This window comes from Emticicia sp. SJ17W-69 (genome assembly GCF_051209875.1).
Taxonomy (GTDB): Bacteria; Bacteroidota; Bacteroidia; order Cytophagales; family Spirosomataceae; genus Emticicia.
The window spans coordinates 5,793,786-5,810,274 of the sequence record NZ_JBNTQY010000001.1; the positions used below are offsets into that span (position 1 = coordinate 5,793,786).

Annotated in this window: 14 protein-coding genes; 7 read left to right on the forward strand and 7 right to left on the reverse strand. The window is 32.8% G+C overall.

Annotation, left to right across the window (positions count from 1 at the left end; genetic code table 11):
- Window positions 1–90: 90 nt before the first annotated feature.
- On the reverse strand, window positions 91–3,441 hold the full coding sequence (mfd, locus tag ACQUQZ_RS23750; RefSeq protein WP_435357609.1) for a transcription-repair coupling factor: 3,351 nt from the start codon (window positions 3,439–3,441) through the stop codon (window positions 91–93).
- A gap of 224 nt (window positions 3,442–3,665) precedes the next feature.
- Window positions 3,666–4,556, reverse strand: coding sequence for a PPK2 family polyphosphate kinase (locus tag ACQUQZ_RS23755; RefSeq protein WP_435357610.1), 891 nt, complete (start codon window positions 4,554–4,556; stop codon window positions 3,666–3,668).
- Window positions 4,557–4,627: 71 nt separating this feature from the next.
- Here ACQUQZ_RS23755 and msrA point away from each other — a divergent pair, with 71 nt between their 5' ends.
- Window positions 4,628–5,299 (forward strand): peptide-methionine (S)-S-oxide reductase MsrA, encoded by a 672-nt coding sequence (gene msrA, locus ACQUQZ_RS23760; protein ID WP_435357611.1) that lies wholly within the window; start codon window positions 4,628–4,630, stop codon window positions 5,297–5,299.
- A gap of 1 nt (window position 5,300) precedes the next feature.
- Here msrA and ACQUQZ_RS23765 read toward each other — a convergent pair whose 3' ends face one another.
- On the reverse strand, window positions 5,301–5,975 hold the full coding sequence (locus tag ACQUQZ_RS23765; protein WP_435357612.1) for a nitroreductase family protein: 675 nt from the start codon (window positions 5,973–5,975) through the stop codon (window positions 5,301–5,303).
- Window positions 5,976–6,219: 244 nt separating this feature from the next.
- Between ACQUQZ_RS23765 and ACQUQZ_RS23770 the strand changes: the two genes are divergently transcribed.
- The 6 genes from ACQUQZ_RS23770 (at window position 6,220) to ACQUQZ_RS23795 (ending at window position 10,355) form a co-directional block, all read left to right on the forward strand.
- The gene (locus ACQUQZ_RS23770) at window positions 6,220–6,837 is read left to right on the forward strand and encodes a lipoprotein (RefSeq protein ID WP_435357613.1); all 618 of its coding nucleotides are present in this window, start codon (window positions 6,220–6,222) and stop codon (window positions 6,835–6,837) included.
- Between the two features lie 69 nt (window positions 6,838–6,906).
- A complete protein-coding gene (locus ACQUQZ_RS23775) occupies window positions 6,907–7,638 on the forward strand; it encodes a hypothetical protein (protein ID WP_435357614.1) in 732 nt (243 codons plus the stop codon).
- 28 nt (window positions 7,639–7,666) lie between these two features.
- Window positions 7,667–7,957 carry a membrane protein insertion efficiency factor YidD gene (gene yidD, locus ACQUQZ_RS23780; protein ID WP_435357615.1) on the forward strand — a complete coding sequence of 97 codons (291 nt, stop codon included), beginning with the start codon at window positions 7,667–7,669 and terminating at the stop codon, window positions 7,955–7,957.
- Window positions 7,958–7,972: 15 nt separating this feature from the next.
- A complete protein-coding gene (locus ACQUQZ_RS23785; protein ID WP_435357616.1) occupies window positions 7,973–8,860 on the forward strand; it encodes a tetratricopeptide repeat protein in 888 nt (295 codons plus the stop codon).
- Window positions 8,861–8,873: 13 nt separating this feature from the next.
- Window positions 8,874–9,713, forward strand: a complete 840-nt coding sequence (locus ACQUQZ_RS23790; RefSeq protein WP_435357617.1) for a hypothetical protein — start codon at window positions 8,874–8,876, stop codon at window positions 9,711–9,713.
- A gap of 126 nt (window positions 9,714–9,839) precedes the next feature.
- On the forward strand, window positions 9,840–10,355 hold the full coding sequence (locus ACQUQZ_RS23795; protein ID WP_435357618.1) for a hypothetical protein: 516 nt from the start codon (window positions 9,840–9,842) through the stop codon (window positions 10,353–10,355).
- A 53-nt stretch (window positions 10,356–10,408) separates the two neighbouring features.
- On the opposite strand, the gene ACQUQZ_RS23800 is transcribed toward ACQUQZ_RS23795, so the two are convergent.
- The 4 genes from ACQUQZ_RS23800 to ACQUQZ_RS23815 all read right to left on the reverse strand — a co-directional run bounded on the left by ACQUQZ_RS23800 (window position 10,409) and on the right by ACQUQZ_RS23815 (window position 16,454).
- Window positions 10,409–11,068, reverse strand: coding sequence for a 3-keto-disaccharide hydrolase (locus ACQUQZ_RS23800; protein WP_435357619.1), 660 nt, complete (start codon window positions 11,066–11,068; stop codon window positions 10,409–10,411).
- A 139-nt stretch (window positions 11,069–11,207) separates the two neighbouring features.
- Entirely contained in the window at window positions 11,208–13,646 is a 2,439-nt protein-coding gene (locus ACQUQZ_RS23805) for an endonuclease MutS2 (RefSeq protein ID WP_435357620.1), read from the reverse strand.
- Between the two features lie 100 nt (window positions 13,647–13,746).
- On the reverse strand, window positions 13,747–14,547 hold the full coding sequence (locus ACQUQZ_RS23810; protein WP_435357621.1) for a class I SAM-dependent methyltransferase: 801 nt from the start codon (window positions 14,545–14,547) through the stop codon (window positions 13,747–13,749).
- 71 nt (window positions 14,548–14,618) lie between these two features.
- Window positions 14,619–16,454, reverse strand: coding sequence for a hypothetical protein (locus ACQUQZ_RS23815; RefSeq protein ID WP_435357622.1), 1,836 nt, complete (start codon window positions 16,452–16,454; stop codon window positions 14,619–14,621).
- Between the last annotated feature and the right edge of the window lie 35 nt (window positions 16,455–16,489).

Here is a 16,489-nt window from a genome sequence, read left to right on the forward strand (position 1 = left end):
CGGAATGATTTTTGTTAATAAATTCGATTTGCAAAAATAGGTTAATTCAATATATATTTCAGTAATATTCTGAAAATCAATTAGTTGAGATTAATGATTATTTTCAACGATACCGCTTAATAAGAGGTCTAAATCATCAATTGAGAGTACATTTTCTACAGTGAGTAGTAATTTTGTCTTAATTTCTTTTAAAGAACATCTTTTAGGGTTCTTCTTAATATAATCAAGAATTTTGCCAAACTTATCGGTCTGAAAATATTCAGTACGCTCTTGTGAAACGAAGTATCCTTTGAGTATATTGTTTTTTAATGTTAATTTTTCAAATCCAATTTGTTCAGCTTTCCAACGAATACGAACAATTTTAAACAGATTTCGTACCTCAATAGGTAAGGGCCCAAATCTGTCGATGATTGATTTTTGAAAATCATTTAGTTCGTCCTCTTTTTCAATATTATCTAATTGATTGTAAAGCGATAGTCTTTCCGAAATATTAGTAACATATTTTTCAGGAATAATGATTTGTAAATCAGTTTCAATTTGACAATCAGGAAGTCTTAAATCAACACTCGCAGTTAAATCTTTAGTGAACAAATCTCTGAATTCACTTTCTTTTAATTCTTGAACAGCTTCATCGAGTATTTTATGATAGGTTTCATAACCTAAATCGTTGATAAATCCACTTTGTTCTGCACCAAGTAAATTTCCTGCCCCACGAATATCTAAATCTCGCATAGAAACCTTAAATCCATCTCCTAAATCAGAAAATTCTTCAAGTGTTTGCAGGCGTTTTCGAGCATCTTTTGAAAGTACTGAAACGGGTGGGGTAAGTAAGTAACAAAAAGCTTTACGATTGGAACGCCCTACCCTACCCCTCATTTGATGCAAATCAGACATACCAAAATTTTGAGCTTGATTGATAATAATTGTATTGGCATTTGAAATATCTAAGCCAGATTCAATAATGTTTGTTGAAACCAGAATATCATATTCGCCTTCAATAAATTTCATCATAACCTTTTCTAATTTATCTCCATCCATTTGTCCATGAGCTACACCAATTTTTGCATCAGGAACTAATCGAAGAATAATATTAGCAATAGATTCAATGTCATTGACACGATTATGAACAAAGAAAACTTGCCCACCTCTTTTTAGTTCATAACTGATGGCATCTCTAATAAATTCTTCTTTAAAGACATGCACTTCTGTTGTTACTGGTTGTCTATTTGGTGGTGGAGTAGAAATGATAGAAAGGTCTCTGGCACCTAATAATGAAAAATGAAGGGTACGGGGAATAGGGGTTGCTGTTAGTGTTAAAACATCAACATTATGCTTAATTTCCTTTAAACGATCTTTCGATTTTACACCAAATTTTTGTTCTTCATCAATAATTAAAAGCCCTAAATCTTTAAAAACAATGTCTTTGTTTAATATGCGATGAGTACCAATCAGAATATCAGTTTTACCGTCTTTGATATTTTTTAAAGTCTGACTAATTTCTTTAGCAGTACGAAAACGACTAATCTCCTCAACATTTACTGGAAGTTTGGCAAGGCGTTCTGCAAAAGTTTTGTGATGTTGCATTGCCAAAATGGTTGTGGGAACTAGAACAGCCACTTGTTTGCTATCGGCGACAGCTTTAAAGGCAGCTCGAATAGCAATTTCTGTTTTTCCAAAACCAACATCACCACATACAAGTCTATCCATAGGATATGGTTTTTCCATATCTTCCTTTACATCATTTGTTGCTTTTGCTTGATCAGGTGTATCTTCATAAAGAAATGAAGATTCAAGTTCGGCCTGCATAAAGCCATCTTTTGAAAAAAGGAAACCTGGAGATAAACGACGTTTGGCATAAAGTGAAATTAATTCTTTAGCAATATCTTTTACTTGTCGTTTTACTTTTGACTTCTTGGTTTCCCATTCACCTGATCCTAATTTACTCATGGTAGGCGGGCTTCCTTCTTTTCCAGAGTACTTAGCTATTTTATGAAGTGAATGAATATTAACCAGTAAAATATCGTTATCACGGTATATTAAACGAACCGCTTCTTGTTCTTTATCACCTACAATAATTTTCTCCAAACCAACAAATCTACCAATACCATAATCGATATGAGTAACAAAATCACCCGTTTGCAAAGACCTTAATTCTTTTAAAGTCAAAGCCTTCGATTTACTAAATTTATCTCTAACTTTTGAACGATGATAGCGGTCAAAAACTTGATGGTCGGTATAGCAGGCTACTTTGGTTAATTCATCAATAAACCCCCCTCGAAGAGAAATTTGTAATGGTTGGAATTTTGTGAATGGATCAATCTCTTCAAAAATTGAATGGAGACGATTGAGTTGTTTTAAAGAATCAGAACTAATAATGGTGACAATATTCTTTGACTGATTATCCTTAACATTATCAATTAGCTTTTTAAAATCTTTGTTAAATGAAGGTTGACTTTTTGAAGGAAAAACTAATTTTTCAGCATCTTTAAAATAAGATTTAGTACCAAATTCGATGATATTAAACTTCTTAATTTCATTTAAAAAAACTCTTCTGGTTTCAAATAGCTCCTCAGGGTCTAGAATAATCTTTATTCCACCGCTATTTGTTAATATTTTTTGGAACTGTTGTTCAACTTGTTCAAAACAGGCTTCAATACTTTGAAGGGAAAAATCTACGTCTTTTACCCAAATAGTACTTGTATTACGAATAAAATTAAAAAAGCTTTCTCTCTTTTCTTGAATTAATTTACTCTGGACATCTGGAATAATATTAATTTGATTGACAGATTGTAGTGAAAGTTGGGATTCAGGATTGAACATTCTAATGCTATCAATCTCATTTCCAAAAAGTTCAATTCTACAAGGATACTCCGAAGCATAAGAAAAAATATCAACAATTCCTCCTCTGATTGAAAACTGCCCAGGCTCATACACAAAATCAGCTTTGTCAAAATCATAAGAAATAAGAAGCTCGCTAATAAAATTAATGTCAAACTTCTCCCCTACTTTAATTTGAAGTGTATTTGCAATCAAAGATTTTTTATTAATAACTTTTTCAGAGAGTGCTTCTGGATAAGTTACGATGAGAAGATTTGTTTTATCATTATTAAGTTGATTTAATACTTCAGAGCGTTGAAGAATATTTGCATTATCAATCTCTTCATATTGATAAGGCTTTTTATAGGACATTGGAAAAAGATAAACATTTTCCTCTCCTAATAAATTTTGCAAATCATTGTAAAAAAATGCAGCATCCTCTTTGTCATTTAAAATAAAAATGTTGTGTTGAGGATTTAAACGATAATTTACAGATGCAATAATTGCATCTAAACTACCCGAAAGTCCTTTTAATTGAATATTCTTTTTTACATTAATTTCATCCACGAGTGTTCTGATAAAACTATCTTCTTCGTAGATTTTTAGTAGTTCGTGTGCTTCCACTTTCTCAGATTTTTATAAAAACAAAAGGGACGCAAGAGTTTTCTCTGCGTCCTAAATAATAATACAAAGATAAAAAATAACGCTGTAACTTGAATAATATAACAATAAATGTTTAGATTAAAATAAAAATATGAGAATAGTATCAAAAGTAGTAAATGATTGATAATAATTACAAAAAAACCAAAAATTTCGCAATAAAATTTATATTAAGTTTTATTACGAAGTTACAAACTTTCTTGTTCTCGTATAACTTTTATCAATTTTTTAAGTTCTTGCTGACGAGAAACATCAGATTCAGGATAATCCATATCAAACTTCTCAAGATGATCAATAATTATTTGTGCCACTATTAATCTCATATTTTTTTTATCATCGGCAGGAATAATATACCAAGGGCATTTTTCAGAAGCAGTAGCATTGATTGCATCTTCGTAAGCAGCTTGATAATGATTCCAGAATTCTCTTTCTTTCACATCCTGCTCTTGGAACTTCCAATTTTTTGTTGGGTCTTCGATTCGTTCAATGAGTCTATTTGCCTGTTCTGTTTTAGAAACATTCAGAAAAAACTTGATAGTTGGAATACCATTTCTGAAAAGGTATTTTTCTAAGTTTGAAATATCTTCATAACGATGTTTCCAAACCTTTCCTAAATCATCAATATTTTCAGCAGGAAGCTTTTGAGAGTTGATTAAAATTTCAGGATGAACTTTAACAACCAAAACTTCTTCGTAATATGAACGATTGAATACGGTTATTGTTCCACGTTCAGGCAATTGAAGATTCGTTCTCCAAAGAAAATCATGGTCAAGTTCTGATTCAGTTGGACGTTTGAAAGAATAGAACCTCATGCCCTGAGGATTTACACCTGAGAAAACTGCTTTCAATGTTCCATCTTTTCCAGCAGCATCAGGGGCTTGGAAAACAACCAAAAGGCCATATCGATTATGAGCAAACATTTTATCTTGCAAATCATCCATTTTTTTTTGCATCTCGCTCAAAGAAACCTCATAATCTTCTTTATCAGCATAATAATCCTTAACTTTGGTTGCTGCATTTACAATAGAAAATTTGCCTTTACCATCAAATAAAAAATCGTCAGTATTAATTTTTTTCATTGCTTGAAATCTTTTTAGAAATAAAAAACGTTATTAAAAAATGAAGAAACTCAATCTATAAATTGTTGAAAATGAAATTTAAAAATGTATTCTTTATCGGCATTGTATTGATGAGCTTAGCTTCCAATGCACAAGATAGTCAAAACAAACTAAAAAAGATGAATCAAGAAAATGTTAATGTAAAAGCCGAAACTTCGCCAGTTTCTACATCAAGTGTTGCAACTTTTGGAGCTGGATGTTTTTGGTGTGTAGAAGCAGTGTTTCAAAAATTGAAAGGCGTTGAAAAAGTAGAGTCTGGATATATGGGCGGACATACGATTAATCCGACATATAAAGATGTATGTACTGGGCAGACAGGACACGCCGAAGTGTGTCAAATTACATATAATCCACAAAAAATTTCTTTTGAAGAACTACTCGAAGTTTTTTGGAAAACACATGATCCAACAACACTAAATAGACAAGGTGGTGATATTGGAACACAATATCGTTCTGCGATTTTTTTCCATGATAATTCGCAACAGGTTATTGCTCAGAAATACAAAACAGAACTCAATTCTTCGGGTGTATTCGATGCTCCAATTGTAACAACCTTTGAGCCAGCGAGTGTTTTTTACAAAGCAGAAAACTATCACCAAGACTATTTTAATCTAAATGGGACAAATCCATATTGTCAGTTAGTGGTCAAGCCAAAAGTTGAAAAGTTTCAAAAAGTATTTAAAGATAAATTAAAAAAAGACTAACTTATTTGTACCAAAAAAGAACATTATCTTTTTCTTTCCTTTTAATATCTGGAACAGTAGCATCTTTAGCTGGATAACCAACAGGAATAAGCAGAAATGGTCTTTCGTTGGAAGGTCGATTTAAAATTTTTGTCAAAAAATCCATTGGGCTTGGTGTGTGTGTAAGAGCAACCAAGCCCAATTCATGTATAGCTGTAAGTAAAAATCCGCAAGCCAAACCCACAGATTCATGCACATAATAGTTTTGATGTTTCTTTCCATCAGAATCAATTTCATACACTCTTTTAAAAACAATGATCAAATAAGGTGCAATTTCTAAAAATTGTTTTTTCCAGTCAGTAGCAAGAGGTTTTAAATCCTCAAGCCATTCTTCAGACATCCTACTTGAATAACTTTTCAACTCCTCCTCCTCGGCAGCGATTCTAATTTGTTTTTTTAAATCGTTTGAAGAAACAACACAAAAAGTCCAAGGTTGTTTGTTAGCTCCAGAAGGGGCAGTTGATGCTGCCATAATAATATTTTCAATAACTTCCTCAGGAACAGGTTTTTCAGAAAAAAACCTTAACGAACGCCGAGAGTTGAGATGTATGAAATAGGCTTCAGACATCTTTATTAAAGTTTCATCATTATAGGAATGAAGCTGATTGTAACCAATATGAGAAAATTCAGTAGGCATACGAAATGAAATTTTACCGTTAAGTAAATTTTTTTTAAAATTTAATTCTATAAAAAAGCAAAAGGTATTTTTTTTTCTTTCTTTTGTAATTACCGACTACAAGATAAAATTTAATATTTAGAAAAAAAGGAAGTAGAAATATTTTAATAATACTATAATATGTTTACTGTCATTTTGTAAATCAAATTTAAATTATATTTTTGTGATTAATAATCATTCATTTACTTTTAAACCATTTCTCTCTATGAAAAAATTAATCCTTTTCCTCTCAGCGATAGTTGTATTAGCTTCTTGCCAAAAGAAAGAATATGCAACTTTTCAAAAAAGTAGCACTCCAACTTATGCAGTAGCTAAAAAACAAGTAATCGCTACTCAACCAGCAACAGAAGTTGCAGCAGTTGTTGCTGAAGAAAATGTAATATCTCAACCAACTGAAGCAACATTGGTAGCAGAAAATACGGTTGCAACTTCGGCTTCATTAACAGAAGAAAATGTAGCGACTCAACCCGCAATGGTAATGAATGAGCAAAGTATCAATGCAGAATTTGAAAAATTAAATAAATTAGAGCAATATGTAACTTCTCATGAAGGAACAACATTGGAAGATGTAAAAGATACTGAGCTTACTAAAGACTTGAAATTAGATACAAACGTTACTAATACAGTAGCTGCTGGTGACTTGCCTGCAAATATTCCTGCTTTTTGGTGGGGTTGTGTATTGAGCTGGGTTGGTGTATTGATAGTTTATTTGGTAACAGACAAAGACAAAGACCAAACTAAGAAAGCATTGATGGGCTGTTTGATTGGTGCAGCTATCTATATTGTATTCTGGTTAGTTGTTGGTGGTATTAGTTTCTTCTAAACAGAAATAAATTATAGTAAAATAGCCCAAGTATTTGGGCTATTTTTGTTTATTTAATAAATGAAAAAAATGAAAAAGGTATTATTAATTTTAATTTTTGGTTTTCAAATTGTTAATGCACAACAATTTTATAGAATCAAGAGTGATGTTTCGATAAAAGACAAATTATCGAATGGAACATATCGACTTACGGTTGGAAAGGTATATTATGATAAGCCATCTTTAAAATTAATTTATAAGCTACATTTTCCACAAGAAGAAACGATCATTATAAAAGACACAACCCTCCATAAAATTGGTAAAGACGGAAATCTAATTTCTTCTCAAAATGTTTTGGTAGTCAATGAGTTTTCAATATTTCATTTATCCTTGTCAGGTAAATTAGCCGATTATGGTATTAATTCAGGTAAAGCGGCCGGCATCTATAAAATATCAAAAGTAGAAAAAGAGAATGATGGACGAGTTGTGACAACTTGGAGTGTCACAGATAAGAGATTGATGAAAACATTAGGAAAGATAAAAATGGCCAATATCAATAAACGTTTGGATGCTATCGCATTTTATGATATTAATGATAAATTATTAAGCCAACAGTTTTTTAAAGATTATGTAAATATCAATGGGGTTGAGTTTCCAAGACAAGTAACACAAATTTCTAATAATTCAGATAATACTCAAAATATTCAGCAGACAACCTATAAAAATATTATCATTGATCAAGAAGATGAAAACAATATGTATAATCACCCTATCCCTACTGCTAAACCTTTGCCTAAGCCAGCAGTCATTAGCCCAAAGTAAAGCAGAAATAAATTTACATAGGGGTGTATTGCAAGAGCCAACAAAGCGAGTTTATAAAGAAGCTAAAAACAATCGCAACGAAGTGCAGTATTTGTTTTCAGGGTTGTTTTTGTTTTATAAAACATTTTTTTCATCACAAGATTTAAACGTTTGCACATTTACCCCATCATGCTCAGAATATGGAATTTTAGCGGTCAAAAAAAATGGAATGGTAATGGGTGGTATTAAAACAATGGACAGACTCACTCGCTGCAATGGTTTGAGTCCTCAAAAATATGAAGTAGATACAAAAGCTAAATTATTAATAGATAAACCCTAACAAAAGAAATTACGAATGACGAATGACGAATTACGAATGGATTGTCGCTGTGATACAAATTGCAGACAATCTTTCCAATTAAAAAAACTTTTAATACTTTTAATACTTTTTAAATTTATAAATGTATCGGCACAAGACTTGTATGATTATAATAATACAAAAAAATTTGCAGAATATCTTTCAAAATCTGGTCAATATGAATTAGCTACTCGGGAGTTTGAACGATTGGTTTTTATGTTGCCATCAAATGATACTTTAAAGACCTCCCTCCTATCTATGTATCGTCGTTCAGGAAAATTTGATGAAACTGTACTTCGAGCCAAACAATTATATCCTGATTTGACATTAATGAGTGCCGCTTCTGCTATTGAATATGGTCGTACATTATTACTTAAACCTGATTATAAAGCAGCAAAGGATTTTTGGGAATCAAACAAACAAATTTCTCAACCAGATAAAATCATCCTTTCTGCAACAGCTGAAATCTTGCAAGATAATTATAAACAGGCAAATCAAATCCTACTAACACTGAAAGACGATGACCATAAATTAGCATCAGATTATAAAGATTTAGCAATACAGGCAATCAAGATAAAAAGGAAAAGCCCAGCGTTGGCTGGCTTTATGTCAACCATTATTCCTGGCACAGGCAGGTTCTATTCAAAAGATTGGCGAGATGGTATTGTGTCAATGTTTTTTGTCGGAACAATGGCTTTTCAATCTGTTAGAGGGTTTCATCAGAGTGGTGTGAAGAGCACCAGAGGATGGATTTATATGGGTGTTGCATTAGGCTTTCATTTGGGCAATATCTATGGATCGGTTGTTTCAGCAAAGAATTATAATAAGAAAAGTCATCAGCTTATTAGAAATAAAATAGATAATCTTTTTAATAGTTACTATTGAATTTACACGATTTATGAAAAATATACTTTTAATACTTTTTATATTTAATGTTAAGGTTGGATTTTGTCAAGACATCAAGCAAAGTTTTGATTTCGCCAATGAATTATATGTAAAGCAAGATTATGTAGGAGCAGCTATAACTTATCGGCGGGTAATATATTTTGATAAAGCAGAAGAATACAGAAAGTATTGTTATAAAAATATAGCAGACTGTCTTTACGAAACTCAACAATATGATGAAGCTGCTGACTACTATGAATTAGCTTTTTTTCAACAAAAAACAGATAGCTCAAAAGCAGAAATTCTATTAAGAAAGTTATCCTGTTATCTATTACAAAATAGTTTTGAATATGCTCAAGTAGAGCTTTTAAATTTACCAGACAAACTAAATGAAGAGCAAAATCGTAGAAAGATTTTTTACTCAGCACTACTAAATTTTTCTACCGAAAAATATGAAGAATCGAAAAAAGAATTTTTGTTGCTAATTGATTCAGCGAATGTTGAAAGTAGAATGAAGATTGAGCAACTGTTTATTAAAAATGAAAAAATAAACAAGCTAAGTCCTAAAAAAGCTCGTATATTAAGTATGGTTCTCCCTGGACTTGGACAATTTTATGCAGGCGACTTCAAGAATGGAACGAATTCGATTTTATTAACTACAGGAATCGCAGTATGGGGAATTACAGCAGCCATCAAAAGTGCCAATCCAATAGATGCTTTGATTACAATGGTTCCTTGGTTTCAGCGATATTATTCGGGAGGATATAAAAAAGCAGAAATAATTGCTGAAAATCAAAAGAAGAAACGTAGGGCAAAAGTATATAATGAAATTTTAGATGAGGTAGCTCAATGATAATTTATGATTTTACCGTTAAATTAATTTTCGCATCATTTTTCAAATTAAAGATTTGATTTACAATAGTGTTTCTATAAATTTCGCCCCCATTAAAAATATCCATAAATATAAAATTTAATTATCATGAAAAAATTACTTTTGGTTACAGTTTTAACAGTGCTTTGTAATATTATATCTAAAAATGCACAAGCACAAGTTTTTGAAAAAGGTCAAAAAAACTTTAATATTGGTGTTGGCTTGGGCTATGGTCTTGGAGCAAATGCCTCAGTTGATGTAGCAATATCAGATTTATTGAGTGTTGGTGTTGTAGGAGCGTTTTCTACAAGAAGCTATGGTTATGTATTAAGTAATTATCGAGTAACCTATATAGGCGTTGGCGGAAGAGTAGCTGCTCACGTAGGAAAGTACTTAAAAGAAGTTGGAATTAATGAGGATAAGCTTGACCCTTATGTTGGTGCTGTTGGAGGTTTTAGGGCAGTTAGATATAATGATGCTTATTCATCATATTATGGTGGAACAAGAGCGGGGATAATGTTGGGTGGCTTTGTTGGAGCAAGATATTATTTCAAAGAAAAGATGGCTGTTTATGCAGAAGGAGGTTTCCCATATAGTACAGTTGGCATATCATTCAAGTTTTAAGTTAAAACGACCAATTAAAAAAAGGAGAGCCCAAGCTCTCCTTTTTTTGTTTCCTATAATTCTTTAATTTTAATATTTCGGAAAGAAACCATATCGCCGTGGTCTTGCAAAGCGATTTTTCCTTTAGCATGAGGTTTCGCAAAAACCCAATCCGCAAATTTACTTTTGGCTACCATTGATAGCCAATCAGTACTACCATATTCATATTCAACTACTTTTTTACCATTAAGCCAATGTTCAACATGATTATCTTTGATTAATATTTTACCAGTATTCCACTCACCAGCAGCCTTAACGATTGTCAAATCATTAGCAGGTTGCATATCATAATTTGCAGCAGTTTTTTGAGTATCCTTTATTTTTCCTGGATAATTTTTATCGTCGATTATTTGATATTCAGGCCCTGACATATAAGAAGCAGATAATTCAGGTGTTTCAAGAACTTTATAAATTACACCACTATTACCTTTTGGAGCGGCCTTAAACTCAAATGTAAGTTCAAAATCTTCAAATTCTTTATCTGTTACAAGGTCTCCATTGCCACCATGAGACATCAATACACCATCCATTACATGCCAACCTTTCACAGTTGTTTCATGCCAAGTATGCCAGCCATTGGTAGTTTTTCCATCGAATAATTTTACCGTTTTGCCTTTCTGAGCATAAGCCATTGAACTACAAGCAGCAAGAGCTAAAATCAATAGTTTTTTCATTGTTGAATAGAAGGGGGTTAATATTAAAAAATTAAATTTACTATTTTAAAAAGTATCGCCATAGAGATTGATAAGCATATTTTTTAAAATAAGGCAAAATTAAATTCGTAACTCGTTAATCGTCATTCCTTAATTTACCTTACTTCATTTTTACAATGGTAACACCCTGCCCTCCTCGATCGGCATGTTCATCGGTTGTTCCAGCCACTTGTTTATAAGTTCGCAAATGTTGACGAATGAGAGTGCGTAAAATTCCATCACCTTTACCATGAACTATGCGGAGTTCTGGGTAGCCAAGCATAATGGCATCATTCATTAAGCTATCAACTTCGCCTAAAGCCTCTTCACTTCGTTTGCCACGTAAGTCAACATTAAAGCTAAAGTTCTGCATTTTTTCATTCATGTCAATGCCTGAAAGTTTTGGACGCACAACCTCTTTAGTTGCTTCTTTGTATTCCTTCTTACTCATCTTTTCAAGGCGATTGAGCTTGATATTTGTTTTCAAATCACCAATCGCAACTTCCACATCTTTTCCTCGCAAGGCAATCACTTCACCAATCGTCGATTGTCCTTTTATTCTAACGAAGTCTTTTACTGAAATCTCACCATTACTTGCCTCCCACTCTTCACCAACAGGTTGTTTAATCTCTTCAACTTTCTGAAGTTTTAGCTCTTGTTCCTGAAAAGTTTGAAGCTCTTGACGCAAAATTTTTGTAGCATCTTTTTCAGCTTTCCCTTCTTTTATTTCTCGAATCGTATTTTCGATTTTTCTGTTGGCTTCTTTCAATAACTCTTTAGCTTGTGCTTTGGCTTCATTTAAAATCTTCTTTTTTTCAGTATCTAAAAAGTTTTTCAAGCCAGTGTATTGTTCGAGTGTATTTGTGAGCTTTTGGTTCTTTTCAATAAACTCTTTGTTTTTTTCAGAAAACACTTTTTTCTCAATCTCTAATTCTTTAATCAATTTTTCAAAATCAATTTGCTGTGAACCCAACTTCCGTTTGGCATTATCAACAATTTGTTTTGAAAGACCAATCTTTTGAGCAACCTCCAATGCAAACGAACTACCGGGTTTTCCAATTTCGAGTTCGTAAAGGGGTTCTAAATGTTCGGCATCAAATTTCATCGCACCATTGACAGTGCCAGCATTTTTATCAGCAAAAACCTTTAAATTAGTATAATGTGTATTAACTACACCATGAGCATTTGATTTGAGTAATTGCTCCAAAATAGATTCAGCAATGGCTCCACCTAAACTTGGCTCAGTTCCTGTGCCAAATTCATCAATCAAAAACAAAGTGTTTTTATTAGCAAAATTGACAAAGTATTTCATGTTCGTCAAATGCGAACTATACGTACTCAAATCATTTTCGATGCTTTGTTCATCGCCAATATCAATAAATATATTTTTGAAAACACCTACTTTTGAATCGGGCGAAACAGGCACGAGCAAACCACATTGAGCCATATATTGCACTAAACCAATGGTTTTTAACATAACAGATTTTCCTCCAGCATTTGGCCCAGAAACTAAAATTATTCGATTATCTTTTTCTAACTTTATACCTAATGGGATAACACTTTTTCCTTGTTTTTTGAAAGATAAAAACAGCAATGGATGTTTTGCTCTGTACCATTCAAGTGCTTGACTTTCTACCAAAAGCGGTGCGGTTGCATCAATATTTAAAGCAAACTTTGCTTTGGCTCTAATAAAATCAATGATTCCAAGAAATAAATAAGCCTTGCGTAAGGCTGGTACATGCGGACGTACAAAATCTGTTAGTCGTTCTAAAATCTTAACAATTTCACGACGTTCACGAGCTTCCAATTCTCTAATTTCGTTATTGGCTTCCAACACTTCGGCAGGCTCTACGAATGCCATTTGTCCAGTTGCCGACTCGTCATGCACGAAGCCTTTAAGCTTACGTTTATGCTCTGACAAAATCGGAATGACCATGCGACCATCTCGAATTGTCAAAGACATTTCATCACCAATCCACCCACTATTTCTAACCGTGCGAAGGATTCGTTCCAAAGTTTTTCTTAAATCACTTTGTTCGGAAATTAATCGACGGCGGATATCTTGTAATTCTGGAGAAGCATTGTCTCGAACTTTTCCTCGTTCATCAATTATTTTATCAATTTGAGAAATAACAGTCGCCCAACCATCAACCCCACCTTTACCTTCTACAATCGGAAGTGAATTTTTGACGAGCGTTTTTAGTTCAGGATAAATAGTTTCTTCTTTGAGTTTAAAGAAATGAATGATTTGCTGAATAGTGCGAAGCGAAAGCTTAATCTCGAAAAATTGTTCTTCACTTACAAAAGCACCTTCAATGGCCGCTCTTGATAAGGCCTCGCTTACATCAATATAATTTTGTTCGGGGAAATCAGATTCGGTTTGTAAAATCAACTTAAACTCGGCAGCTTGACGAATCAATCTATCAATGATTTTGAAGTCGTCAGAAAAGCGAATTTTTTCAACAAAAGCACGCCCAAGCGAACTCACGCATTCTTCGGCGATATGTTCACGGATTTTATCAAAGCCTAATTTTTGTTCTATATTTTGGGGGTAAAGCATGAAATATTGTGATAAATAAATACAAATTTATCACAATATTTTGGTGTTTGTTTATTTGAAGAGGATTAAGTCTATAAATTATAAATCTATGAAATGAATACTAAACGAGTTTTGTCCCTTCCACCGCCAATAAATAAAGCCTCATACTTTGGGCTTCATTCTTAATCCAAGCATCATACTCCTCGATTGCTTGCAAACGTAATTCCTCAGAACAATAGCCATCTTGCACCACTTGTTTGCCACGGGTTTCGGCCACGATGCTCCAAATTCTGGTGCTTGCTTCAAAGTCTTCTTCGCCTCGCACAGATGTTTCATGTTGAGCGACAATATTTATGTCTGTGAAACCTAAATCTTTATAAATATTAGGTAAATTATCAGCAATCTGATTATCAAAACCAGCATCAGTTCGCCAATTAAGAAACGCATCATAAAAATCTAACATTGATTTTGGCGGAGTGGGCGACCATTCTATTTTTGTATGGTTATAGTCATTAATTGAGATTTTTCCACCTTTTTTCAACAAACCTACCATTTTTGAAACAACTTCCACAGGATTGTTTACCCATTGTAAAGTTCGGGCAGCAATAACCAAATCAAAAGGTTCGTCCGAAACATAAGTATTGATATTGGCTAATCTAAAACTCAGATTTGGAATATACTCATAGTTTTTCTGAGCCAATTCAATCAAATGTTGACTAAAATCAATACCGACAACTTTCCCATTTACTCTTTGAGCAATATCTGCAGTAATTGCTCCCGAGCCACAACCCACATCAAGCACCGCCAGTTCACTCGTGAGCAGACCAAGCAGACTCGAATAGGCATTTTCAATGTTTCTACGGTCAAGGACTTTGTTAGCTCCTTGTGGCATTTCTGCTCTTGCTTGGAGTGTTTGGTTCATTGTTTCTAACGAAAGATTATTCAAAATAGAATACAAAGTTTTATAATATTTTGATACCAAAAAAGTAAAACCTACTCTTTGTAATACCCAGTCACGATAAAAGATTCATTAGGTTTTAAACTATAGTTAAAACCTCGACGTAGAACTATGACAACGGCACAAGTTGCACGCCCATAAGTTACAGGAATTATTTCTTCAAAAACTAAAACTTTCTCTACACTCGCAGGACTAATATCAAAATCTATATTATCTATATCTTCTTGCCTTAATTCTTGTGTATCAATAAATACTTTAAGCCCTGGACCAAACCTACGTTGACGAGGGGGAATGATAGAAAACAATAAACTCGACATACTTGGGGCATTCACAACTCTTTTCTCGTCCAAAACTATATTAGGTGATATACCATTTATTGCGTTAGGGTCTAATTTTTTAGCTTTTACCACTACTTCTTCGAGCATTATATTCTCTCGCTCTTTCCTAATCTTTTCTAAAATCAAGATATTTTTTCGTTTTTCTAATTCAACCAACTCATAGGATTTATCTACCAGTTTCCAATTTATAGGTAGTTTTTGTCTGTAAATAGGCGGAATGGATAATGCAGTATCCAAGGTTATGGTATTATTAGGTGCAACAAACGTTATCCTCTTTTTTCCATAAAAATCAAGGTTTTCAAAAACAAACTTATCCTTGCAGGTAATAAAAAATGGAGTCGTTTTTTGTTTCGTTGTATCGTCTTTCGGAGCAGTCAAAACCATTGAAAGCTGGATTTCCTTTTTTTGTTCTTTGCCATTCAAGCGGTTTACTCTTCCAGAAACAGAAAGACCCTTTTCCATAGCAAAAGGAAGAGATTTGCTATGGAATAATGAATGTGAAGGTTGTTTGGTCAATAAAACCCTATCCCTTGTAAGTATATCAGTAGAAGCATCGCTCGATGTGATTTCAATAGAACGTTCCCCTAATTCGATGCCACTTTTATCAACTAAATAACATTGTATGATACCTTCTAAGTCATTTTTAGGAATATTAATTAGTAAAGAAGGTTTATTATTTGGATAATATTTCCAATAAATTAGCTCACCATTTTGCATTAAAACCAAACCAATTGAATCATTTTTAGCATTATTGTTTTGTATGAAAACACGTATCTTTTCTTTACTACTGAAATTATCAACCATCAAAACAGAGCCTTCTGTTTTTGTTTTTGGCAGATGAAATGTTTTGTTTTTTACAATAACTTGATACTTTTCATCAAATTTAGGAACGATGTCAAAAACGGCAAGACCCAAAGTGTCAGTCTTTGTGTTAACCAAAGTATCGTTTTTATTATTTATCAATAGAAATGGAACACTCATTTTTAAACCAAAATTATCTTTGGTTTCAATCGCAATTTTAGACTTTAGCCCATTAACTAAATAACCTCCTTCTACATGAATCAGTAAAGTATCAATATCAGTTTGTTTATTGACGTTAGACATTTCTTCTTTAAAATTTTGAGAAAAAACTGTAAAGTTTTGTTTGAAAAAGCCATCATCTGAAAAATTTCGCATCCAATTAGTATAAGCTCTTATTTGATAATTACCAGTCGCTAAATCTGATGGAAGTGAAAAAGAAAGAGAAATATTTCCATTCTCCAACTTTAAAATGTAGTGTTTTATTAATTTACCATTGGCTAAGTCTATAAAGTCAACATACAAAGGAATACTTAATTGTGTTTCTTTATGTGTGTCTGTTTCTTTGACGAATGCCACCACGTTAACTTTTTCACCTGCTAAATAATAATCTTTAATCCCCGTAGCAGATACTATTTCCCTTGGGTTTTCAACTATTTTTTCGAGGAAAAGTGGTATTTGGGCAAAGGTCTTTAACGAAAAAACGAAAAGTAATATAGTTACATAAAGTTTCATAAGGTTGCAGTTTAAATGGTTAATGTTGTGTTATT